16 protein-coding genes and 1 pseudogene are annotated in these 22,989 nt (G+C 72.3%); 9 read left to right on the top strand and 8 right to left on the bottom strand.

What is annotated here, in order from left to right; translation table 11 throughout:
• Positions 1–2,376, bottom strand: a pseudogene (locus tag STSP_RS10585) (DEAD/DEAH box helicase); the annotation flags it as partial.
• A gap of 250 nt (positions 2,377–2,626) precedes the next feature.
• Here STSP_RS10585 and STSP_RS10590 point away from each other — a divergent pair.
• Positions 2,627–3,376, top strand: coding sequence for a ferritin-like fold-containing protein (locus tag STSP_RS10590; RefSeq protein WP_067275231.1), 750 nt, complete (start codon positions 2,627–2,629; stop codon positions 3,374–3,376).
• A gap of 110 nt (positions 3,377–3,486) precedes the next feature.
• Here the strand turns inward: STSP_RS10590 and STSP_RS10595 are convergent, their stop codons facing one another.
• The 4 genes from STSP_RS10595 to STSP_RS10610 all read right to left on the bottom strand — a co-directional run bounded on the left by STSP_RS10595 (position 3,487) and on the right by STSP_RS10610 (position 5,560).
• Positions 3,487–3,750 (bottom strand): hypothetical protein, encoded by a 264-nt coding sequence (locus STSP_RS10595; RefSeq protein ID WP_067275233.1) that lies wholly within the window; start codon positions 3,748–3,750, stop codon positions 3,487–3,489.
• A 320-nt stretch (positions 3,751–4,070) separates the two neighbouring features.
• Positions 4,071–4,298, bottom strand: a complete 228-nt coding sequence (locus STSP_RS10600) for a DUF3107 domain-containing protein (protein WP_067275236.1) — start codon at positions 4,296–4,298, stop codon at positions 4,071–4,073.
• A gap of 177 nt (positions 4,299–4,475) precedes the next feature.
• Positions 4,476–5,117 carry a TetR/AcrR family transcriptional regulator gene (locus STSP_RS10605; RefSeq protein WP_067275238.1) on the bottom strand — a complete coding sequence of 214 codons (642 nt, stop codon included), beginning with the start codon at positions 5,115–5,117 and terminating at the stop codon, positions 4,476–4,478.
• A gap of 221 nt (positions 5,118–5,338) precedes the next feature.
• Positions 5,339–5,560, bottom strand: coding sequence for a hypothetical protein (locus tag STSP_RS10610; protein ID WP_067275240.1), 222 nt, complete (start codon positions 5,558–5,560; stop codon positions 5,339–5,341).
• A gap of 142 nt (positions 5,561–5,702) precedes the next feature.
• Here STSP_RS10610 and STSP_RS10615 point away from each other — a divergent pair, with 142 nt between their 5' ends.
• The 7 genes from STSP_RS10615 to moeZ all read left to right on the top strand — a co-directional run bounded on the left by STSP_RS10615 (position 5,703) and on the right by moeZ (position 15,735).
• Positions 5,703–6,683 (top strand): alpha/beta fold hydrolase, encoded by a 981-nt coding sequence (locus STSP_RS10615; RefSeq protein ID WP_067275244.1) that lies wholly within the window; start codon positions 5,703–5,705, stop codon positions 6,681–6,683.
• 590 nt (positions 6,684–7,273) lie between these two features.
• On the top strand, positions 7,274–8,770 hold the full coding sequence (locus STSP_RS10620) for a DUF3152 domain-containing protein (RefSeq protein ID WP_107441258.1): 1,497 nt from the start codon (positions 7,274–7,276) through the stop codon (positions 8,768–8,770).
• 306 nt (positions 8,771–9,076) lie between these two features.
• Positions 9,077–11,020, top strand: coding sequence for a DUF3492 domain-containing protein (locus STSP_RS10625; protein WP_078067057.1), 1,944 nt, complete (start codon positions 9,077–9,079; stop codon positions 11,018–11,020).
• Positions 11,017–12,252, top strand: coding sequence for a hypothetical protein (locus STSP_RS10630; protein ID WP_232789583.1), 1,236 nt, complete (start codon positions 11,017–11,019; stop codon positions 12,250–12,252). The genes STSP_RS10625 and STSP_RS10630 overlap by 4 nt, the downstream gene beginning before the upstream one ends.
• A 488-nt stretch (positions 12,253–12,740) precedes the next feature.
• Positions 12,741–13,706, top strand: coding sequence for an NAD-dependent epimerase/dehydratase family protein (locus STSP_RS10635; protein WP_067275249.1), 966 nt, complete (start codon positions 12,741–12,743; stop codon positions 13,704–13,706).
• A complete protein-coding gene (locus STSP_RS10640; RefSeq protein WP_067275252.1) occupies positions 13,694–14,494 on the top strand; it encodes a spherulation-specific family 4 protein in 801 nt (266 codons plus the stop codon). Before STSP_RS10635 ends, STSP_RS10640 begins: the two co-directional genes overlap by 13 nt.
• A gap of 62 nt (positions 14,495–14,556) precedes the next feature.
• Positions 14,557–15,735, top strand: coding sequence for an adenylyltransferase/sulfurtransferase MoeZ (gene moeZ / locus STSP_RS10645; protein WP_067275253.1), 1,179 nt, complete (start codon positions 14,557–14,559; stop codon positions 15,733–15,735).
• A gap of 223 nt (positions 15,736–15,958) precedes the next feature.
• Here moeZ and STSP_RS10650 read toward each other — a convergent pair whose 3' ends face one another.
• The 3 genes from STSP_RS10650 to STSP_RS10660 all read right to left on the bottom strand — a co-directional run bounded on the left by STSP_RS10650 (position 15,959) and on the right by STSP_RS10660 (position 22,318).
• On the bottom strand, positions 15,959–17,503 hold the full coding sequence (locus STSP_RS10650) for an alpha/beta hydrolase (RefSeq protein WP_067275256.1): 1,545 nt from the start codon (positions 17,501–17,503) through the stop codon (positions 15,959–15,961).
• 128 nt (positions 17,504–17,631) lie between these two features.
• Entirely contained in the window at positions 17,632–19,179 is a 1,548-nt protein-coding gene (locus tag STSP_RS10655) for an alpha/beta hydrolase (protein WP_067275257.1), read from the bottom strand.
• A gap of 112 nt (positions 19,180–19,291) precedes the next feature.
• On the bottom strand, positions 19,292–22,318 hold the full coding sequence (locus STSP_RS10660) for a lysylphosphatidylglycerol synthase transmembrane domain-containing protein (RefSeq protein ID WP_067275259.1): 3,027 nt from the start codon (positions 22,316–22,318) through the stop codon (positions 19,292–19,294).
• Positions 22,319–22,467: 149 nt separating this feature from the next.
• On the opposite strand from STSP_RS10660, the gene STSP_RS10665 reads away from it, so the two are divergent.
• Positions 22,468–22,830, top strand: a complete 363-nt coding sequence (locus tag STSP_RS10665; RefSeq protein WP_332835360.1) for an MGMT family protein — start codon at positions 22,468–22,470, stop codon at positions 22,828–22,830.
• Positions 22,831–22,989 lie beyond the last annotated feature (159 nt).

The raw sequence follows: 22,989 nt of genomic DNA on the forward strand, positions 1-22,989 counted from the left end.
TCCGCCGTGGTGACCGCTGCCTCCGCGGCCTTGCGGGTGCGGCGCTTCGGTTTGGCCTCCGCCTCCTCGGCGGTTGCCGTGCCGTCCGCCGTGGTGACCGCTGCCTCCGCGGCCTTGCGGGTGCGGCGCTTCGGTTTGGTCTCGTTCGCCTCGGCAGCCGTGGCGCCTTCGGCCGTGGCCACCGTGGCTTCGGCGGCCGCGACGCTCTTGCGGGTGCGGCGCTTCGGCTTGGCCTCCGCCTCCTCGGCGGTTGCCGTGCCGTCCGTCGTGGTCACCGCTGCTTCCGCCGCCTTGCGGGTGCGACGGCGCGACTTCGGCTGGGGCTCGTCCGTCGCCTGGGCGGGGATTCCGGCCTCGACCGTCGCAACCGCATCCGCCGCCGGGGCGGCCTCGGACGCCGTCGCGGTCGCCGGTGCCGTGCCCGCGGCCTTGCGGGTGCGGCGGCGCCGCGGCGTCTCGGTGCTCTCAGACGTCGGCGCGACAGTAGCCGCCGTCGCATCCGACGCAGTGGACTCGGCCGGAGCGGTCGTGTCCACAACCGGCGCCGTCTGCTCGTGCAGCGGCGTGACCGGGGAATCCGCCGCGTCGACACCGACCGCGGCAGCCGACGCCTCGGCCTTCACACCACCGCGGGTACGGCGACGACGGCGCGGCGTACGCGCCACACCCGACGTCGGCTCAGACTCGGTCGCGGAAACCGAAGCGGGAGCCGTCAGGGACGGCTCGGCCGCCTCCGCAGCCGTGGTAGTCGCGGCAGCCGTGGCATCGACCGTGCCGGCAGAAGCGCCGTCCACCGCTGCTCCGCCACGCGTACGGCGGCGCCGCCGCGGCGTACGTGCCGGGCGCTCCCGCTCCCGCTCCCGCTCGGGCTCGCGGTCCGCGGACTGTGCGACTCGGCCGCCGCGCCCTCCGCGCCCACGCGCCCCGCGGCCGCCGGTCTCGCCGAGGTCCTCGATCTCCTCGGCCGCCAGCCCGGCGCGGGTGCGCTCGGAGCGGGGGAGGACACCCTTCGTACCCTCGGGGATCCGCAGCTCCTCGAAGAGGTGCGGCGAGGTCGAGTACGTCTCGGGCGGGTCGTTGAAAGGCAGGTCAAGGGCCTTGTTGATCAGCTGCCAGCGCGGGATGTCGTCCCAGTCGACCAGCGTGATCGCCGTACCGGAGTTGCCCGCGCGGCCCGTGCGGCCGATGCGGTGCAGGTACGTTTTCTCTTCTTCCGGCGACTGGTAGTTGATGACGTGCGTGACGCCCTCGACGTCGATGCCGCGGGCGGCGACGTCGGTGCAGACGAGCACGTCCACCTTGCCGTTGCGGAAGGCGCGCAGCGCCTGCTCGCGGGCGCCCTGTCCGAGGTCGCCGTGCACGGCGCCGGAGGCGAACCCGCGGCGCTGGAGCTGCTCTGCGATGTCGGCCGCCGTCCGCTTCGTACGGCAGAAGATCATGGCGAGGCCACGGCCTTCGGCCTGCAGTATGCGCGCGACCATCTCCGGCTTGTCCATGGAGTGCGCGCGGTACACGTGCTGCGAGATGTTGGCGACCGTCGCGCCCTCGTCGTCCGGCGCGGTGGCGCGGATGTGCGTGGGCTGCGACATGTAGCGGCGGGCGAGGCCGATGACGGCGCCCGGCATGGTCGCGGAGAAGAGCATCGTCTGGCGGCGGGCCGGCAGCATGTTGATGATCTTCTCGACGTCGGGCAGGAAGCCCAGGTCGAGCATCTCGTCGGCCTCGTCGAGGACCAGGCACTTGACGTGGCCCAGGTTGAGCTTCTTCTGGCCTGCGAGGTCGAGGAGCCGTCCCGGGGTTCCGACGACGACGTCGACGCCCTTCTTCAGGGCGTCGACCTGCGGTTCGTAGGCCCGGCCGCCGTAGATCGCGAGGACGCGGACGTTGCGGACCTTGCCCGCGGTAAGCAGGTCGTTGGTGACCTGCGTGCACAGCTCGCGGGTGGGGACGACGACGAGCGCCTGCGGGGCGTCGGTCAGCTGCTCGGGCTGTGCCCGGCCGGCCTCGACGTCCGCCGGAACGGTGACGCGCTCGAGGAGGGGGAGACCGAAGCCCAGCGTCTTGCCGGTACCGGTCTTGGCCTGGCCGATGACGTCGGTGCCGGAGAGCGCGACAGGGAGCGTCATCTCCTGGATGGGGAAGGGGTTGATGATGCCGACGGCCTCGAGGGCTTCGGCGGTCTCGGGAAGGATTCCGAGCTCTCGGAAAGTCGTACGCTGCGTAGTCAGGGTGTTGCCTCTTCTGTGTGGTGCGGTGCGAGGCGAACGCGGGGGTCGTGACCGTGCCGTCTGACGCCGGCCGCCTTTGTGTCGCGGGGCGGACGGCGCGGGACCACTGCCGACGCTCTAGCGCTCGAACCGCTGAGGGCCCCTCCATGGGAAGCCGTACGCACTCTGGCGTACGGCTTGGAGGGCTGTCGGGTCGGAGCCGATCGGGCCACCGACCGGGCATCCTCATGCGTGCAGCCCGTCTGTTTACCGTCAAGATGCGGCGATGAACTCGACGAGCGCATTACCACCATACCCCGGAACGGCGCACACTCGATGGCCGAATTCGTCACGTAGTCGTCATCACAGTGATTGACCAGGGACTTCCGCGCGACGGAAGGCGGACTATTGTGCGCTGCATGACCACGCCTGACAACGCCTCTGACAAAGCCGCCGACGCAGCCGCCGAGCCGACCGGAATCGCAGCCCAGGACTGGGCCCAGGCCTCCGCCGACCCCCAGTACCGCGCCGCGGTCGTCGACCTGCTCGGCGCCCTCGCGTACGGCGAGCTGGCGGCCTTCGAGCGGCTCGCGGAGGACGCGAAGCTGGCGCCGACGCTCGCCGACAAGGCGGAGCTGGCGAAGATGGCATCGGCCGAGTTCCACCACTTCGAGCAGCTCAGGGACCGGCTCGCGTCCATCGGCGAGGAGCCGACCGGGGCGATGGAGCCGTTCGTGGCCGCGTACGAGGGCTTCCACAAGCAGACGGCGCCGTCGGACTGGCTGGAGGGCCTGGTCAAGGCCTATGTCGGCGACTCGATCGCGAGCGACTTCTACCGCGAGGTGGCCGCGCGTCTGGACTCTGACACGCGTGCCCTGGTGCTGGGCGTCCTCGACGACACCGGGCATGCGACCTTCGCCGTGGAGAAGGTGCGCGCCGCCATCGAGGCCGACCCGCGCGTGGGCGGGCGGCTCGCGCTGTGGGCGCGGCGGCTGATGGGCGAGGCCCTCTCGCAGTCCCAGCGGGTGGTCGCGGAGCGCGACGCGCTGTCGACGATGCTGGTGGGCGGCGTCGCGGACGGGTTCGACCTCGCGGAGGTCGGGCGGATGTTCTCGCGTATCACCGAGGCGCACACGAAGCGGATGGCTGCGCTGGGGCTGGCGGCGTAGTCGGTTTCCGGCGCCTAGGGACCGGTCGCTACCGCGCCGGTCCCTAGGCCCTGTCGTCAAACTCCCGTCGTCCGCCCGAAGGGCGGGCCCCGGGAGTTTGACGACAGGGCCTAGGCCGTGGCTGATCGGCGCAGTCCCGACGGGCGGATCAACAGGGAGAGCAGGGCCCCCGCGACGGCCAGTGCGCCGAGGAGCGTGAGCGGCGTGTGGCCCGGGCCCAGGGCGCTGTGCGTGACGAACGCACCGAACAGCGCGGCCACGACACCCGTCGGCAGGACGAGAGTGCGGGCGGGGAGGCGGTGCGGCAGGAGCCGTGTCGCCGCCCAGGCGAGTGCAAGACCGATGACTGCGGAGCCGAGCGCTTCCAACACCATCTGTGGTTCCCTCCCGCGCAGCCATGTCGTGTCGGTCGTAGCCCGTCCTACCCGGGGCGTCCGGAACGCAATCCTCCGCTGAGATGAACATATGGCGCAACCGTGAAGGCGTCGTCGCATATCCGCCGCGCACGCGGCTGCACCCACGGGTGAATCCGTACTCCGTCCGCAGTGTGCGCACCACGAGTCTGCAGCGCACATGACCGAGCGGCCCTCAGTGCAGGCGACACAGGGGTCAGTGCACGCAACACAGGGGTGCGGCCCGGCAGTTGACTGCCGGGCCGCACCCCTGAACTGGTCGCGTTCGCGCCTGTTCGCGCCTAGAGGGCGCTGAAGCCGACCCTGCGGGCGGTCGGCTCGCCGATCTCCACGTACGCGAGGCGGTCGGCCGGCACCAGGACCTTGCGGCCGTGGTCGTCCACGAGGGTCAGCAGCTGGGACTTCCCGGACAGCGCCTCGGACACCGCCTTCTCGACCTCCTCGGCGGTCTGACCGCTCTCCAGAACGATCTCGCGGGGCGCGTACTGCACGCCGATCTTGACCTCCACGGCTATGTCCCTCCGACGGTCAGTGATGTGCGCGGCCGTCCGCGCCGTACCAGCACACATTAGCCCGGTGAGGGGAAGGTCAGCCGCCGGGCGTGCACGCCGGTAGCGAACAGCGGACGGGAACAAAAGCGCGGGCCGGTCGGCGGCGCCGTCAGGAGCGGTCGGCGGGCGGTGCCGTCAGTGGTGCTCGCTGCCGTGCAGCGGGAAACCCGCGATGCCGCGCCACGCCAGCGAGGTCAGCAGCTGCACCGCCTGGTCGCGCGACACGCTGCGGTCGCTGTGCAGCCAGTACCGCGCGACGACCTGCGCCAGGCCACCGAGGCCGGACGCCAGGAGCATGGACTCTCCCCTGGACAAGCCGGTGTCCTCCGCGATGACGTCGGAGATCGCCTCCGCGCACTGCAGCGTGACCCTGTCCACGCGCTCGCGTACCGCGGCCTCGTTCGTCAGATCGGACTCGAAGACGAGCCGGAACGCGCCGCCCTCGTCCTCGACGTAGGCGAAATAGGCGTCCATCGTGGCCGCAACGCGCTGCTTGTTGTCGGTCGTCGACGCGAGCGCGGTGCGCACCGACTCCAGCAGGGACTCGCAGTGCTGGTCCAGCAGCGCCAGATACAGGTCCAGCTTGCCGGGGAAGTGCTGGTAGAGGACGGGCTTGCTGACGCCCGCGCGCTCGGCGATGTCGTCCATCGCCGCCGCGTGGTAGCCCTGCGCGACGAAGACCTCCTGTGCCGCGCCCAGCAGCTGGTTCCGTCGGGCACGGCGCGGCAGGCGCGTACCCCGCGGGCGTGCCGCCTCTGTCTGCTCGATGGCTGTCACGCCGCCTCCCAAGATCGTCCAAGTGCGGTGTGCGCCGCGCCCGCCATCGTACTTTTCGGTAACCCTGGTGTGCGCGGTGCGCGTGCAGAATTTCACGGACCGGACAGGGTCGGAACGGAACATAAACGGCCGGACGGGGGCAAGATCCCCAGAGGACCGGACGCCGGGGGTCTGTCAGCGGCTGTCCGACGGCCGTACCGGTACCGGTCCATGGGCACCGGTCATCGGTAGTCGTCCTCGTCGAGGGCGACCACGCGTGCCTGTTCCACCCGGTCCGCCTCGTTGGCCTGGGCCGGGTCCGAGCCCTGCAGTGAGTCGTCGCGTTCCGGCGCGAGATCCGCGTGCTGCTCGGCGGCGTCCGCCTCCGGAGCCTCGACGTCGATCTCGGGCACGGGTTCCGCGGCGTCCTCGAACGTCTCGGGGTCGGTGGGGTCGACGGTCATGTGTCCTCTTCCCGAGCGGTGCGAGCGCGCTCGTTGTCCGAGTGCTCTCCCTAAGAGCGTAGGAAACACCCGATCTCAGCGCTACGCGATCTGTGACGGCGAACACACAAACAGGTGCGTGATCGTCTCGTAACATTGCCGCATGTCTTCGACCGAGCTGCCGCCTGCCCTCGCCGCCACTGTCACACCGAGAGTGGGCGCTGTCAGGGTCGCGGCCGGCGAGCGGCTCCGCTCGGTGGCTCTCTCGGGGCTCACGCTGAACGTACGCTCGCGGCCGCCGGCCCGCGAGGGACTGCCGCCGGCGCTGTACGTCCACGGACTGGGCGGCTCCTCGCAGAACTGGTCCGACCTGATGCCGCTCCTCGAGGACGTCGTGGACAGCGAAGCCGTCGACCTGCCCGGCTTCGGGGACTCCCCGCCGCCGGACGACGGCGACTACTCGGTCACCGGGCACGCCCGCGCCGTCATCCGCTACCTCGACGCGCAGGCGCGCGGGCCCGTCCATCTCTTCGGGAACTCGCTGGGCGGCGCCGTCGCCACGCGCGTCGCCGCCGTCCGTCCCGACCTGGTGCGGACGCTGACGCTGATCTCGCCCGCCCTGCCGGAGCTCCGGGTGCAGCGCGGCGCGGTGCCGACGGCCCTGCTCGCGCTGCCCGGGATCAGCCTGTTGTTCACCCGGATGACGCGGGACTGGACGGCGGAGCAGCGGGTCCGCGGCGTCATGGAGCTCTGTTACGGCGACCCCGGGCAGGTCTCGGAGGAGGGGTTCCGGGCGGCGGTGGAGGAGATGGAGCGCCGACTCCAGCTCCCCTACTTCTGGGACGCCATGGCGCGTTCGGCGCGCGGCATCGTCAACGCCTACACGCTGGGCGGCCAGCACGGGCTGTGGCGCCAGGCCGAGCGTGTGCTCGCGCCGACCCAGCTCATCTACGGCGGGCGCGACCAGCTGGTCGCGTACCGCATGGCGCAGCGGGCGGCGCGGGCCTTCCGCGACTCCCGGCTGCTGACCCTCCCGGACGCCGGGCACGTCGCGATGATGGAGTACCCCGAGGCGGTCGCGAAGGCCTTCCGGGAACTGCTCGCGGAAACGGACGGGCGGGCCAACGTGAGCGCGGGGAGCTGAGACGGCGCGTGGGACGTCATAGCCGCCGGGGTCCGGTGGACAACCGCCGCGGCCCGGCCGAGACCGGCGGCACCGCCGAGCCACGGACAGCAGACCTCCGGGCAGGCGTCGCCGCGCCGCCGGAGACGGGGCCGCAGACCCGCACGGCTCCCTCGTCGGCTCCCGGCCCGGCGTACCCGACCGTGCCGCAGCGGACGCAGGTGCCGGGGCAGGCCCCGGCACCCTGGCCGGAGGGGACTCCGGCCCAGGGCGTTCCGCCGATATGGGACGGAACGCCCGCACAGGGACTTCCGAGAACGCCCCGGGACGGCACCCCTGGGGGTACCGCCCCGCGGACGGACGACGGCACCACTGGGCGTGGTGTTCCGCGGATGTGGGACGGGACTCCGGCTCGTGGGGTTCCTCGGGTGCCTGAGGGCACGCCGGCGCATGGTGTGCCCCGGATAGCCGACGGCACGACCGCCGCCCATGGCGTCCCAGGCCTGCATGACGGCACGTCGGCCCATGGGTTTCCCCGGGTGCCGGATGGCACTCCGGCTCGTGGGGCTCCGCGGGTGCCTGACGGGACTCCGGCCGGAGGTGGTCCCAGGATGTGGGACGGGACTCCGGCTCGTGGGGTCCCGCGTATGCCTGACGGCACGCCGGCTCGCGGTGTGCCGCGTATGCCTGATGGGACTCCGGTCCATGGGGGGCCTCGGCTTCCGAACGGCGCTCCCGGCCAGGGGGTTCGGGGAGTGCCCGATGGGATACGGGCTCAAGGCGCTCACAGGGCGCCCGGTGGGACCCCGCACCATGGGGTCCCACGGCCGCATGACGGTACGCCCGCGCATGGTGGGCCTAGGCCCCCTGAGGGGACGCCGGCCCACGGCGTTCCGCGGATGTGGGACGGCACGCCGGCGCGCGGGGTGCCCCGGATAGCCGACGGCACGCCCGCCCACGGCGTACCGCACGTGCGCGGTGGGCACCCCCAGGAGGCGGGGGCCGGTGGTGGTGCCCCGAGGGCGGGCGGTGCGTACGCCGGTCCGGTGGCGTCTGCCGGGCCCCGGATCCCGGGGCCGCGCCAGGAGTACCTCGACGCGTTCGACGACGTGGACGTGTTCGCCCCGCGCAACGCCCCCATAGCAGATCCGGCGGCCGGTCCGACGGTGCCCGTCGGCCCCTACACGCCCGTCACCGAGCGGCGCACGCCCGGCGGCGGCGATGAGCCGGCGACGGCCCCGCCAGGCGAACCGGAGGACCCCGACGGCTTCGACGGACCGAAGCGCGCCAAGGAGACCAAGAGCGGCAAGAGCCGTGCCCTGACCGGTGTCGCGGCCGCCGCCGTCACGACCGTCCTCGCCGTGGTCGTCGCCGGACAGGTGGCCGGCGGCCACGACAGCGCCGACACGCAGACGCAGGCCGCTGAGGCCGACCGGAACACCGACGCCCAGGCCTCCCGCTCCGACGGCCGGGCCACGCCGTCCGAGACGGCCACCGCGGTCCAGCTGACGACGTACGCCCAGAAGATGAGCAAGAAGTACGCCCTCGATCCGCAGCTGAAGGGCTCGGGTAAGTTCGAGGTCGTCCCCGGATTCGACAAGGCGCCCGGAAAGGGTCAGCTGTTCCGGTACCGCGTGGACGTCGAGCAGGGCCTCGGCCTGGACGGCGAACTCTTCGCGGAGGCCGTGCAGAAGACCCTGAACGACGACCGGAGTTGGGCCCACAACGGCGGCCGTACCTTCGAGCGCGTCTCATCGGGCAAGGCCGACTTCGTCATCACGCTGGCGAGCCCCGGCACGACAGGGGTCTGGTGCGCCAAGTCCGGACTGGACACGACCGTCGACAACGTGTCCTGCGACTCGGCCGCCACGGATCGCGTCATGATCAACGCCTACCGCTGGGCGCAGGGCGCGAAGACCTACGGCGACCGCATCTACGCCTACCGGCAGATGCTCATCAACCACGAGGTCGGCCACCGCCTCGGCTTCAACCACGTGACCTGCAGCAGGAACGGGACGCTCGCACCGGTCATGCAGCAGCAGACGAAGTTCCTGACGTACGGCGGAATCACCTGCAGGCCCAACCCATGGCCCTACCCCAGCAGTTGAACCGTCCGAGGAGACGGCGGATGTGCAGCGGGAGATGACCGTCACGGCATGTTCCTCTGCCGGCCCGCGATGTGTGGTGCAACGGCCTCCCACGCGGCGGGAATTGGCCATCGTATGACGACGTGTAACCGCATGATCTCCTAGCGCGACGAAACGCGCCCCGTGCGGGAAAGTTACGTCCGTTCACCCCTTTTGGTGGCGCGATGGACAACCGTCCATCGCGCCACCGGCATGTCCGCATACGTTCGTCCTGCTGCGGGCCGCCCGGCCGACGGCGGCCGCCTACGGGAGATCGGGGGTGTACTCGTGCGCATCGGACTACTTACGGAGGGTGGCTATCCGTACATGAGCGGTGATGCCAGGCTCTGGTGCGACCGGCTCGTGCGCGGGCTCGGGCAGCACGAATTCGACGTCTACGCGTTCAGCCGCAGCCGGCAGCAGGAGGACGAAGGCTGGATCGCGCTGCCACCGCAGGTCAACCGGGTGCGGACGGCGTCGCTGTGGTCCGCGGACGGCGAAGGCGTGGCGTACGGGCGGCGCGCGCGGCGGCGGTTCGCCGAGGCTTACGGAGAATTGGCGGCGGCGCTGTGTGCGGGCGGGGCCGGCGCCGCGGGCGCACGTGCGGGTGGCGTGGGGAGCGCGGGGGGCGCACAGGGCGCACGGGGCGCGCGTGGTCACGGCGGGGCCGGGGTGTCGGCTGACGGGTCTGCTGACGGGACCCCCAAGGTTCCGGCGCCGCGTTCGGGGCGCGGATCCGTGGACGCGTCCGAGGGTGCCGACATGTGCGTCGGTGCCGAGGAGGACCGTTTCTGCAGTGCGCTGTACGGACTCGCCGAACTGGCCCGAGACGAGGGCGGACTGGCCACCGCTCTGCGCTCCGAGACGGCGGTGCAGGCCCTCGAGCGCGCCTGCCGGGCGCCCGGCGCACCACGCGCCGCGCAACTCGCCCGGGTGCCCGACCTGCTCGCCGTCACCGCGTACCTGGAACGCGCACTGCGCCCGCTCTCCCTCGACTGGTACGAGGACGACGGGCTCGGCTCGGTCGACCTGTGCCACGCCACGTCCGGCGGCGCGGCCGCCCTGGCCGGACTGCTGGCCAAGGAGTTCGCCGGGGTGCCCCTGCTCGTCACCGAGTACGGCGTGCAGCTGCGGGCGAACTACCTCGCGGCCGCCGAGGAGTACCCGAGTGCGCCGGTGCGCACGCTGCTCGCCGCGTTCCACGGGCGGCTCGCGGCCGAGGTCTACCGGAAGGCCACGCTCATCACGCCCGGCAACACGCACGCCCGGCGCTGGCAGGAGCGGTGCGGCGCCGACCGCGCCAAACTGCGCACCGTCTACCCCGGCATGGAGGCGTCCCAGTTCGCGGAGGTTGGCGAGAGCACCGAGTGCGCCGATCCCGGCACGCTCGTGTGGGTCGGCCGCATCGAGCCCGGCAAGGATCTGGTCTCGCTGCTGCACGCGTTCGCCGAGATCCGCAAGGACGAGCCGAAGGCACGGCTCCGGATCGTCGGCGCGCCCGCCGACGGCGCGGAGGCCGCCACGTATCTCGCACAGTGCCGCGCCCTGGCCGCGCAGCTCTTCCCGGACGAGGCGGAGGGCGTGCACGCGGTCGGCGACAACCCGGTGTCGTTCGAGGAGCTGGGCGCGCCCGAGGTGCCGGATCTCGCGGAGGCGTACGCGGCGGGGAGCGTTGTCGTGCTGTCGAGTGTCGTGGAGGGCTTCCCGATCGGCCTCGTCGAGGCGATGTTCTGCGGGCGCGCCACCGTGTCCACCGACGTCGGCGCCGTTGTCGAGGTCATCGGCGGCACCGGGCTCGTCGTACCACCGCGCAATCCGCGCGCGCTCGCCGAGGCGTGCCTCGCGCTGCTCCGTGATCCCGAGCGACGCGCGCGGCTGGGTGCGGCGGCGCGTGCGCGGGCGCTCGAACTGTTCACGGTCGAGCAGAACATCGCGGCGTTCGGCTCCCTCTATCTGGAGATCGTCTCCCACTGCCCCGTACGCCGTGAGGCCGTGGACGACACCGGAGAACCACTGCCCTTCGGCGTGCCGCCCGAGGCCCATGTGCCGGGCACCTGGACGGCGGCGTCCGAGACCACGACGGGGCGGTCCGGAGAACGACGGGCCGTGGAGCCGGCGTCCGCACGGACGGCGCCGCGCTGGGTGACGCCGACGAAGGCAGGGGCCGGCGCCGGGGCCGGGTCCGCTGCCGGCGCCAGGGCCGCCTTCGTCCCGGGGGAGGGGGCACTGTGAGGACGCAGGGCACGGAAGAGGCCAGGACGCAGGGCACGGAAGATGCGCGGGAGGTCGTCGACGAGGCGGGCGGCTCGGGCTCGTCGGTCGAAGTCAGCGCCCGTACCGAGGTCCGCGCAACCCAGCGCGACGGACGTCAGGACCGGCGCGAGCGGCGGCCCGATGGCGCCCGGCGCCGGGCCGTCGATCCCGTCAAGGGGCTGATGCACCAGCACCGCGAGCTCTGCGAGCGCGCCATTGACCCGCTGGAGATCGCCGCCGGGCTCGAGGCACACGGCGTGACCGACCGGACGGCCGCACGATTCCGGCACAGGGACGTCTTCTCGCTCGCCGAGGAGATGTACGCGCGCGTGCCCCGCGCCGGCGAGCCCGCCGAGCCGCCCGAGACGCGTGGCACCCCCGAGCCGCGCGCCGCGTGGGTCGCGACGGCGCTGCTGCCCGGCGCCGTGTGCGGCCTCGCGGTCGCCGGAATGCACGCCCTCGGCGGCAATCTCCGGCTGGTTGCCGGCATCTTCGGCGCCATCGCCGTCACGGCCGCCCTGTGCGTCGCACTCCGCCATGGACCACTGCACACCCCGGGACGTACGGGAACCGCCACGCGCGCGTGGACGGGCTGGCTCATCCTCTACGCCGTGTGCGGCGATGGGCTGCTGGCGGCCGCCCTCGCGGGCGGGCCCGACGGGCCGTGGCCGCTTGCGACGGCGCCCGCCCTCGGCCTCGCGCTCGCCGTGGCGCCCGCCGCCTGGTGCGCGTATCTCTTCGCTACCAAGGCCCGGAGCAGACTGGCTGTCAGCCGGGGCCTGGCCGAGCTCCGCGCGGCCGTACGGCCCCTGCTGCTCGGCGTCTTCGCCATGTTCCTGACTGTCCTGGCCATTCTGCTCGGGCTGTCGGGGGCGGTTCTCGGCGAGGACGCCGCATACGCGGGAGCCGGTGCCCTAGGGGCGCTGCTGCTGCTCGGGCGCCTCCTCGCCGCGCATGGCGCCGGCCACGTTCAGGCTGCCGTGCTCGGCGCGGCTGCGGGCGCGGAGATGCTGGCCCTGGCGTCGGCGTTCGCGGGGCGCCTCCCCGGCTTCTCGGTCCTGGCCGTGCCCGTCGAGGCCGCCGTCGACGCGGGAGGGCCCGGCCTGGTCCCGGCCGCCGCGTGCGGGGCCGCGGCTCTGGTCCTGCTGGTCCACGCGGTCCGCAGGCTGGCGTGCGCTTCCGCCCATGCGACCCCCGAGGACGCGTCATGAGCCGCCCGCGCGCGATCAAGCCCGCTGCCGAGCCCGCTCTGCGCAGCGCCGGAGGCCGCACCGTCACCGCCGGACGCACCCGCGCCCGCAGCGCCGCCGTTCCGCCGGTGGCCTCGCGGCGCGGGGCACCCGTCGCCCTCGTGCCCTCGGCAGCGCGCGAGGGCCCTGCGCACCGCGAGGCCGTCGACCGGCCCGGTGCCCGGCCTCCGCGCCAGGCCCGCTGCGGCCCGCGGGATCGAGCCCGCTGCGGAGCCCGCTCTGCGCAGCGCCGGAGGCCGCACCGTCACCGTCGGATGCACCCGCGCCCGCAGCGCCGCCGTTCCGCCGGTGGCCTCTCGCGGCGCAGGGCACCCGCCGCCCCCTCGCCTTCCTTTCCGCCCGCGGTGTCCGCACCGCGCGGAACCCGCCCTTGACCCACGGCAAGACCCCGAAGGAGAACACCAGATGACCACCACTCTCCCCGGAGAGTCCGTCCCAGGAGCGGCCCGATGAGGGTGTTGCTGATCGGAGCCAACGGATACCTCGGACGGTTCGTCGCCGACCGGCTGGTCGCCGACCCGGCCGTCCAGCTCACCACCCTCGGCCGCGGCGACGACGCAGACGTGCGGTTCGACCTCGCCAGCGGCAGCCCCGGCGCGCTCACCCGGTTCCTGGACGCCGTGCACCCCGGGGTCGTCATCAACTGCGCAGGCACCACCAGAGGCGGCGCCCGGGAACTGACCCGGCACAACACCGTCGCCGTCGCCACCGTCTGCGAGGCCATGCGCCGCAGCGGCTGCGCGGCGCGGCTCGTGCAGATCGGCTGCGCAGCCGAGTACGGGCCGAGCCAGCCCGGATCCTCCACCGCCGAGGACGCCGTGCCGCGCCCGGGCGGCCCGTACGGCGTCAGCAAGCTCGCCGCGACCGAGCTGGTCCTCGGGTCGGGGCTCGACGCGGTGGTGCTGCGCGTGTTCTCGCCCGCCGGGCCCGGCACGCCCGCCGGATCCCCGCTCGGCCGGCTCGCCGAGGCCATGCGGCGCGCCATGCAGGCCGGCGACGGCGAGCTCAAGCTCGGCGGACTCGGCGTACAACGCGACTTCGTCGACGTACGCGACGTGGCGCGCGCCGTGCACGCTGCCTCGCTGTCCGCCGCGCAGGGCGTTGTCAACATCGGCTCGGGGCGTGCCGTGCGGCTCCGGGACGCCGCCGCGGTCCTCGCGCGGGTGGCCGGTTACGGCGGCGCGCTGCACGAGCTCGACTCGCCCCCGGGTCCGGTGCGACCGGTCCTCGGGCACCCCCGCCCCGACTCCGACCACCCGGCCCCGGCCCCCGCCGCGTTCCCCTATCCGGACGGCTGCGGCAGCTGGCAGCAGGCCGATGTGCGCACGGCGCGCGACCGGCTCGGCTGGCGGCCCCGGATCAACCTCGAGGAGTCCCTCGCCGACATCTGGATGGAGGCGGCATGCCGCATCTGACCAGCCCTGCCGCGGGTACCGCGAGCACGGGCGTACGCATCGGGTTCGGCGTCCCCGGCTACGCCCACCCCCTCGTCGCCCCGGTGGAATGGGCCGAACTCTCCCGTGCGGGCACCCCTCTGGACTGGGTCGTCCTGAATGTCGCGGGCGGCCCGGGCGTATGGCCGGACCCCCACTGCCTGGAGGCCGTGGGCCGGGTGCGGAACACGGCGCGGGCGCAGGCGCGCGATGCCGCGCGGGGCGGGGGCCGTCCTGCGGGCGCCGGACGTGTTCTGGGTCACCTGGACGCGCGGTACGGCGCCCGCTCCTTCGGCGAGCTCGTCTCCGACGCGCACCGCTACCTCGACTGGTACCAGGTCGACGGCTTCTTCATCGACCACTGCCCGACCGAGCACGCCGCGCTGCCGGAGATACGGCGGACGGTCGCCACCCTCCGCGGCCTGGTCGCCGACCCCCACATCGTGTTCGGCCACGGCACGCACCCCTACCCGGGCTACGCCGAAGTCGCCGACCAGCTGGTCACCTTCACCGGACCGTGGAGCGACTACCGTTGGTCGCAGGTGGCCGAGTGGACCGCCGACCATCCGCCCGAACGCTTCTGCCACCTGGTGCACGGCGTGCCCCGCGGCCACCTCGAGGAGGCACTGCGGATCGCTCGCTGGCAGGGCGCATCCACCATCTACTTCACCGACCGCACTCCCCGCGCGGGCTCCGCCGACCCCTGGGCGGGCATGCCCGGCTACTGGGACGCAATCGTCTCGATGCTCGGACCACGTGTCTCGGAATGAAGAAGGGCGTGGCAGTGTTACACGCAGAACAACCTTCCGTAATACCGACCAACGGAGTCCCCGTGTCGCTGCCACCCCTGGTCGAGCCAGCTGCTGAGCTCACCGTAGACGAGGTCCGCAGGTACTCCCGCCACCTGATCATCCCCGACGTCGGGATGGACGGGCAGAAGCGGCTGAAGAACGCCAAGGTGCTGTGTGTGGGCGCCGGCGGCCTCGGATCGCCGGCCCTGATGTACCTGGCCGCGGCCGGCGTCGGCACGCTCGGCATCGTGGAGTTCGACGAGGTCGACGAGTCGAACCTGCAGCGCCAGATCATCCACAGCCAGGCGGACATCGGCCGCTCCAAGGCGGAGTCCGCGCGTGACTCCGTCAAGGGCATCAACCCGTACGTGAACGTGATCCTTCACGAAGAGCGGCTCGAGGCCGAGAACGTGATGGAGATCTTCAGCCAGTACGACCTGATCGTCGACGGCACGGACAACTTCGCGACCCGCTACCTGGTCAACGACGCGTGCGTGCTGCTGAACAAGCCGTACGTCTGGGGTTCGATCTACCGCTTCGACGGCCAGGCGTCCGTCTTCTGGTCCGAGCACGGCCCCTGCTACCGCTGCCTCTACCCGGAGCCCCCGCCGCCGGGCATGGTCCCCTCCTGCGCCGAGGGCGGCGTGCTGGGTGTCCTGTGCGCGTCCATCGGCTCCATCCAGGTCAACGAGGCCATCAAGCTCCTCGCGGGCATCGGCGAGCCGCTCGTCGGCCGCCTGATGATCTACGACGCCCTGGAGATGCAGTACCGCCAGGTCAAGGTCCGCAAGGACCCGAACTGCGCCGTCTGCGGTGAGAACCCGACCGTCACCGAGCTCATCGACTACGAGGCCTTCTGCGGCGTCGTGTCCGAGGAGGCCCAGGAGGCGGCCGCCGGTTCGACGATCACCCCGAAGCAGCTCAAGGAGTGGATCGACGACGGCGAGAACATCGACATCATCGATGTCCGCGAGCCGAACGAGTACGAGATCGTCTCCATCCCCGGCGCCCGTCTGATCCCGAAGAACGAGTTCCTGATGGGCAACGCCCTGCAGGACCTCCCGCAGGACAAGAAGATCGTCCTGCACTGCAAGACGGGTGTCCGCAGTGCGGAAGTCCTCGCCGTGCTGAAGTCCGCGGGCTTCGCGGACGCGGTGCACGTCGGCGGCGGCGTGATCGGCTGGGTCAACCAGATCGAGCCCGAGAAGCCGGTGTACTAGGCCGCGCGTGGCGGCCGCGCGAGCCTGCCGGCCATCGCGCGCCTCGCTTTCGCAAGGGGCCCTGCTCGCATGCTGCGAGCGGGGCCCCTTCCGCGTGCCGAGTCGCGCCGCGGTTCGGCACGCGGGGTCGGGGTGCGCCGCGGTTCGGCACGCGGGGTCGGGGTGCGCCGCGGTTCGGCACGCCGGTCGGGGCGAGGCCCGGACGCAGGTCCGGAGACGCAGGTCAGGAGCAGACCTTGCCGTCCTTCGGCACCGTGCCGTCCAGCAGGTAGTCGTTGACTGTCGTGTCGACGCAGTCGCTTCCGCTTCCGTACGCCCCGTGGCCCTCGCCCTTCCAGGTGAGCTCCACGCCGACGCCGTCGCCCAGCTCGTCGGCCATCTTCCGTGCGCCCTCGTACGGCGTGGCCGGGTCGCCCGTGTTGCCGACGACCAGGATCGGCGCGGAACCCGGGGCACTCACCTCCGGGTCGTCGTGCAGACCCGGCACCGGCCAGTCGTGGCACCAGCCCGCGGTGTCCCAGCCCAGGAACTCCCCGAAGACCGGGGATATCTTCCGGAACTCGGCCAGCCGCTGCTCGGCCTCCTCGGGCGTCGGGCGGTCCTTGCTGTCGAGGCAGGAGATCGCGCGCTGGGAGTGGCTCTGGGTGCTGTAGTTCCCCGACGGGTCGCGTTCGTTGTAGGTGTCGGCCAGCGCCAGCAGCTCCGTGCCGTCGCCCGCCTCCGCCGCCTTCAGGGCGCTGGTCAGCGCCGGCCAGTACGACCGGCTGTAGAGGGTCACGGTGATGCCTATGGTCGCCAGGGACTGGTTGAGCTCACGGTCCGTCGATGTCGGCAGCGGCTTCGCGTCTATCCGCTCGAGCAGATCCACGATCCTCTGGGTGCCCCGCTTCGGGTCCTGGCCGGTGGACCTGAGGTAGTTGTCGAGGGCCCGCTGGAAGCCCCGGGTCTGGTTCTCGGCATGGCCGACCGCGCCGACGCTGGGATCGACCACGGCGTCGAGCACGAGGCGGCCCGTGTTCTTCGGGAACAGGTGTGCGTACACACCGCCCAGCTCGGTGCCGTACGAGATGCCGAAGTAGTGCAGCTTGTCGTCGCCGAGGACCTGGCGCATCAGGTCCATGTCGCGGGCGGCCTCCTCCGTGGAGACGTGCGCCAGCAGCTTCCCCGCGTCGCGCTCGCAGCCGTCGCCGAAGTCGTCCGCGTCCTTGAAATACGCCTTCTCCTCGGCCGCCGAGTCCGGCGTGAGGTCGACCGACTCGGCGGCCTGGATCTCCTTGTCGCTGCGGCAGCGCACGCCCTCGCTGGCGGCGACCCCGCGCGGGTCGAAGCTCACCAGGTCGTACCGCTCGCGCAGCGTCCCGTACTGGTCGGCGAACGACGGGAGCATCCCCACGCCCGAACCGCCCGGACCGCCGAAGTTGAACAGCAGCGAGCCGATGCGCTTTCCCTCGCCGGTGGACCGGGCGCGGATGAGGGCGATGTCGATGGTCTCGCCGTCCGGCTTCGCGTAGTCCAGCGGCACCCTGAGGGTCGCGCACTGCCAGTCGCCGCCGGGAGCGGGGGCGTCCGCGGTGCCCCTGCAGCGGCCCCAGTCGAGCTTCTGCGAGGTGAGGGACGCGGGCAGGTCCGGGCCCTTGGAGCCCGCTGGCGAAGAGGCTGCCGTCGACGGCTTGGAGTCCTCCGTCGCGCCGCCGCCTCCCGCGCCGCCGCAACCGGCCACCAGCAGTGCTGCTGCGGCCAGCGCTGCTGACCGTACGAAGCGCGGCATGGGCACTTCCTTCCCCCTCGACAGCCCCCACGGACGACTTCAGGCCATAGTAGGCAGGCCCACCGACAACGGCAGTCGGGGCCGACGGCAGGCAGTAGTCGACGGCAGGCAGTGGCCGACGGCAGGCGTCACGTGCAGACCGTGCCCGCCTTCGGCACGGTGCCGTCCAGCAGATAGCTGTTCACCGCGCCCGTCACGCAGCTGTTGCCGCTGTCGTAGGCGCCGTGCCCCTGGCCCTTGTACGTCAGCTCCACGCCCACGCCCTTGCCCAGTGCCTGGGCCATCCTGGGCGCGCCCTCGTACGGCGTGGCCGGGTCGCCGGTGTTGCCGATGACCACGATCGGCGCCGCCCCGGCGGCACTCACGTCGGGGTGCTCGGCGGCTCCCGGGACGGCCCAGTCGGTGCAGCCGATCAGGCCCCATGCGAGATAGTCGCCGAACATCGGCGATTCCTTGCGGAACTCCGGAAGGTTCTCCTCGACGTCCGCCACGGTGTAGCGGGGCTTGTCGTCGGAGCAGTTGATGGCGACGTTGGCCGGCACGAGATTGCTGTACTCGCCGTCCTCGTTGCGCCCGGTCAGCGAGTCGGACAGGAACATCAGGATCTGGCCGTTGCCCTCGTACGCCTGCTGCAGCCCGTCGGTGAGGTACTCCCAGAAGTCCTTGGAGTACAGCGCCTGCACGATGCCGTTCGTGGCGGCCGTCTGGGTCAGGTCGCGCGGGAAGATGCCGGGGATCGGCTTGGCCTCCAGGTCCCTCAGCAGCTTCGCGATCCGGTCCTTGACGTCCTGCTCGGTGTCGCCGACCGGGCATTCCTCGACCTTGGACGTGCAGTCCTTCGCGTAGTTGTCGAGCGCGAGCTGGAACCCGCCGGCCTGGGCCAGCGAGCTCTCCTCGGGCGTCAGGGTGGGGTCGACGACGGCGTCGAACACGGCACGGCCGACCCGCTTCGGGAACAGGTGCGCGTAGACACCGCCCAGTTCCGTGCCGTACGAGATGCCGAAGTAGTACAGCTTGTCGTCGCCGAGTACCTGGCGCATCAGGTCCATGTCGCGGGCCGCGTCCGTCGTGCGGACGTGGGGCAGGATCCTGCCGGACCTCTCCTCGCAGGCGGCGTTGAACGACTTGGTGTTGTCGACGAGCGCCGTCCGCTCCGCGGCGTCGTCGGGCGTGCCGTCCGTCTCGAAGAACTCGTCGAGCTGCTCGTCGTCCTTGCACACCACGGGGTCGCTGCGGCCGACGCCGCGCGGGTCGAAGCTCACCAGGTCGTAGCGCGTGCGCAGCTTGGTGTACTGGTCGCCGAAGGCGGGCAGCGTGGTCACGCCCGAGCCTCCGGGGCCGCCGAAGTTGAAGATGAGGGAGCCGATCCGCTTGTCCTTCGGGCCGCTGGCCTGGGCGCGGATGAGCGCGATGCCGATCGTGTCGCCCTCGGGGTCGCTCCAGTCGAGGGGGGCCTTCATGGTGGCGCACTGCCATTCGTCGCCGCCCGGCAGCGGCGAGGGGGACTCGCTGCTGCCCTCCAGCGGCGAGGGGACCGGGCAGGCCTTCCACGTCAGCTCCTGGGCCGTCAGATCCTCGTCCTTCGGAGTGTCGTCGGTGCAGCCCGAGACGGTGGCGGACAACAGGGCGGCGGTGGCGAGCAGGGCAGCAGTACGCAGACGGGCTGGCTTCGGCATGCCTTCATCCTGCGGCGGCAGCGGATCTGCCGCGCGCGGGAGGCGGGCCGTGCGGGTGAGAGAGGGGGAGGCCGTGAGCTCACTCCCTTGTGCGTCGGATCGTCGTAGATCCTCAGAGCGCTTCCTTGCGCGTCAGATAGTTGAAGAACAGCCAGCCCGGAAGCACCGGCAGCCACAGCGTCAGCAGCCGGTACAGCAGCACCGCGGGCGTCGCCACCTCCAGCGGCAGCCCCACCGCCACCAGGCCGAACGTCAGCGCGCCCTCGACTGCCCCGATACCGCCGGGCGTGGGCGCCGCCGACCCCAGCGCGTTACCGGCGAGGAAGACGACGGCGACACTGGCGAGGCTCAGCGACGTCGTCTCGTGGCCGAAAGCCCGGATCGAGGCGTCCAGACACATCACGAAGCACGCGGTCAGCAGCAGGACGCCGCCGACTCCGGTGACCAGCTTCTGCGGCCTCTGCAGTACGTCGAGCATGCGCGGCACGACACCGGCGAACAGCGACCGCACGCGCGTGACCACGAACTTCCGCAGGAACGGGATCGATGTCACGACCAGCAGCAGCACCGCGACCGTCAACAGGCCCGCGATGACCGTGCGGGACGGCGACAGCGAAGGCGTCTTCTCCGTACCCGTCAGATAGCCGAAGGCGAGCAGCAGCAGGATGTGCGATCCAAGGCCGACCAGCTGGGACGCGCCGACGCTCGACACCGCGAGCCCCGGTCGCACCCCGGCGCGCTGCAAGAAACGCGTGTTCAGGGCGACACCGCCCACCGCCGCGGGCGCCACGATCTTCACGAACGACCCGGCGACCTGTGCCGCCACGGCCCTCAGGAACGGCACCCGCTCCGGTACGAAGCCCAGCAGGCTCATGGCCGCCGCGAAGTAGCTGAGCGCCGAGAACAGCACGGCCGCGGCGACCCAGCCCCACTCGGCCTTGGAGAAGAGCGTTCCGACCGGGACGTGGGTCAGCTGCGACAGCAGGAAGTACGCACCGATCGCCCCGGCGATGAAGCTGATCAACGTGCGCGGCCTGATCCGCTCGAGGCGGGCCGGTTCGACCGGCGCCTGCGGCCTGATGAGCAGCACCTGGTGGCGGATCAGGGTGAGCAGATCCTCCTCGCGTGCCTCCTCCAGGGCTTCGTCGATCGCCCGCTTCTCGGCCCGTTTCGCCGCGCGGACCGCGTGCTTCTCGGCTCGGGCGCCCTCTTTGCCGGACCGTTTGTCCAGCACGACACGGTCGCCGGCGGCCTCCGTCTCGTCCGGCTCTGCCGCCTTGCCTGCCGCGGACGCTTCCAGGACGGCCTCGCGTTCGCGCTGCGAGCGCTCGCGGGCCAGCCTGCGCAGCGTCGCGCGCGTGGTGCGGGTCAGCGCGATCGGCTGCAGCATCGGCAGGCAGTCGGCGACCGCGTCCGGACCCAGCACGGCGACCGCCGAGGCCACCGCCCGTTCGGCGCCGACCCGCAGACCGAGCGTGGTGAGGAGTTGCGCGATGTCCATGCGCAGCACCAGGTCGCCGGCCGCGATCTCGCCACCGCGCAGATCGGTGAGCATCACCTTGCCGGAACGGTCCACCAGGATCGCGTCGCCCGAGAGCCGCCGGTGCGCGATGCGCCGCGACTGCAGCGCCTTCACCTGGCGCCAGGTGTCGTGCAGCAGCGCGTCGGTGATCTCCTCGTCCGGCACCGTGTCGAGCGTGCGGCCGCCCAGATGCTCGTAGACGAGGATCACCGCGTCCGGGCCGAGCTCGGACGTCGCGATCAGCCGGGGGGCGTTGGCGCCGGCCGCGATCGCCGCGTACGCCAGGAGCGCCTCCTGCTCCAGGGCCTGGCGCAGCGACTGGAGGCTGCTGCGGGTCGTGATGCCGCGCAGCGTCAGCCTGCGCCATACGCGGTAGAAGAAGCCCTGCGCCTGCTGCTCGCGGTCGACCACCGTGACGTCGAGGGGCGGGCCGTCCTCCAGCGTGACGAAGTAGCGGCGGCCGCGATCGCCGTTCTCCGACGCGGCGTCCGGGGGCTCGACCCGGGCCGCGCTGACCGGGCGGAAGCCGACGTGCCGCAGGCCTGCGAGCAGTGTCTGGCCGGTCGGCCGGATGTTCGGGGAACCGACCGCGTACAGCGTTCCGTACGCCACGGTCCAGCCGATCAGCACCGTCAGGAGGATCGAGAACGCCGTCGTGTAGCCCGTGACCAGCATCGAGAAGGCGTCGAGCACCACCACGACCCACAGCACCGCCCGCCAGCGCGGTCTGCGGGACATGCCGACGGCCGTCATGTACGCGATGACCGGGGCGAGATAGCCGTGGACCGGGTCGGTCAGGGCGTGTATGTCGCCTGGCGAGGGCTGAGTGAGCGCGTCCTGGATGGAGTCCGGCGCGGCCTTCGCCACCCACAGGTCGGTGGCGAGCGTCACGCCGTGCGCGAGGACCGCCGCCAGGACACCGTCCGCGATGCGCAGGCCGTCCCGTTTGATCAGCCGCTCGATCGCGAAGGCGACCGGCACGAGAAGGATCGCGATGCTGGACGCCAGACCCGCGATCTTGATCAGCAGATCGGGCGCCTGGCCGGTGCCCTTGTTGATGTCCTGCTCGAGGCCGGACGTGGTGCCGTGCGCGAACCCGGCGATCGCCAGCAGCACGACGATCGCCAGGATGCCCACGAGCACCCGCATCAGGTCGGACGGACGGTGCACGCGCGCGGGGAGCAGCGGTTCGTCGCCCTCGACCTGTTCGGCGTGGGGGCCGTGAGCTTTCTTCAGGTCCGACTTCCCGCTCGGCGCGGCGGCTTCTGCGGGGGGCGGGCCGGTGTCCTGGCCGGTGGCATGGTCGGTGTGCTGGCTCGTGGCACGGCCGGAGTCCTGACCGGCGGCATGGTCAGTGTCCTGGCCCGCGTCGCGGGCGGGGTCCTGGGCAGTGTCCTGGTCGGGGGCGCGGCCGAGGTCCTGGGCAGCGTCCTGGTCGGGGTCCTGGGCGGCGTCCTGGTCGGGGGCGCGGTCCGAGGCCTGGTCAGTGTCCCGGCCGGTCTCCGGGCGCGAGGCAGCCGCAGAGGTGCCCGCCGTCTCATCGGGGTGCACGCCCTGCTGCTCCGTCGTCTCTTCCTGATCTCGTATCACCAGACACCGCCCGCACGATGGTGGCATGCCCCGCCGACAGACGTGGGCATCAGGGTGCATTGCGAGGAAGCCCGGCCCCGCCCGAACGCCCGCACCTGCCGCTCGGTGCTCGCGCCGGAACGCTCCGTCAGTGCTCGGTCGCGGAGTCGGTCGCCGTGTCGGTGGCGTGCGGCAGGATGGGTCGGATGAGCGAGGAGAGCCCCCCGGCGGAGGAGCTGCCGGAGTACGCGGAGCGGGTCCTGGAGGTCGCCGAGCTGATCCCGGCGGGCCGCGTGATGACGTACGGCGACGTGGCCGAATGGCTGGCGGAGGCCGGGCCGCGCCAGGTCGGCCGTGTGATGGCCCTCTACGGAGGCGCCGTGCCGTGGTGGCGCGTGGTGCGCGCGGACGGCGTCCTGCTCCCCGGCCACGAGCTGGAGGCGCTGGGGCACTACCGCGCCGAGGGCACGCCGCTGCGTGAGGCCGGCAACTCGGCGGACGGACAGCTGCCGCGTATCGACATGAGGCGCGCCAGATGGGATGGCGAGGGAGGGCCGTAGGGCGGTCGGCGGCGCGGTGGTGATGTCGGCTGCCTCTGCCACGACACGACCCCACGCGCGCGTGGAGGTGCGGCGGACGCCCCCGGCGGCTCCTCCGAGGTCGGCTCCTCCGAGGTCGGCTCCTCCGAGGTCGGCTCCTCCGGGGTCGGCTCCTCGGGG

The organism is Streptomyces jeddahensis, assembly GCF_001642995.1.
Taxonomy (GTDB): Bacteria; Actinomycetota; Actinomycetes; order Streptomycetales; family Streptomycetaceae; genus Streptomyces; species Streptomyces jeddahensis.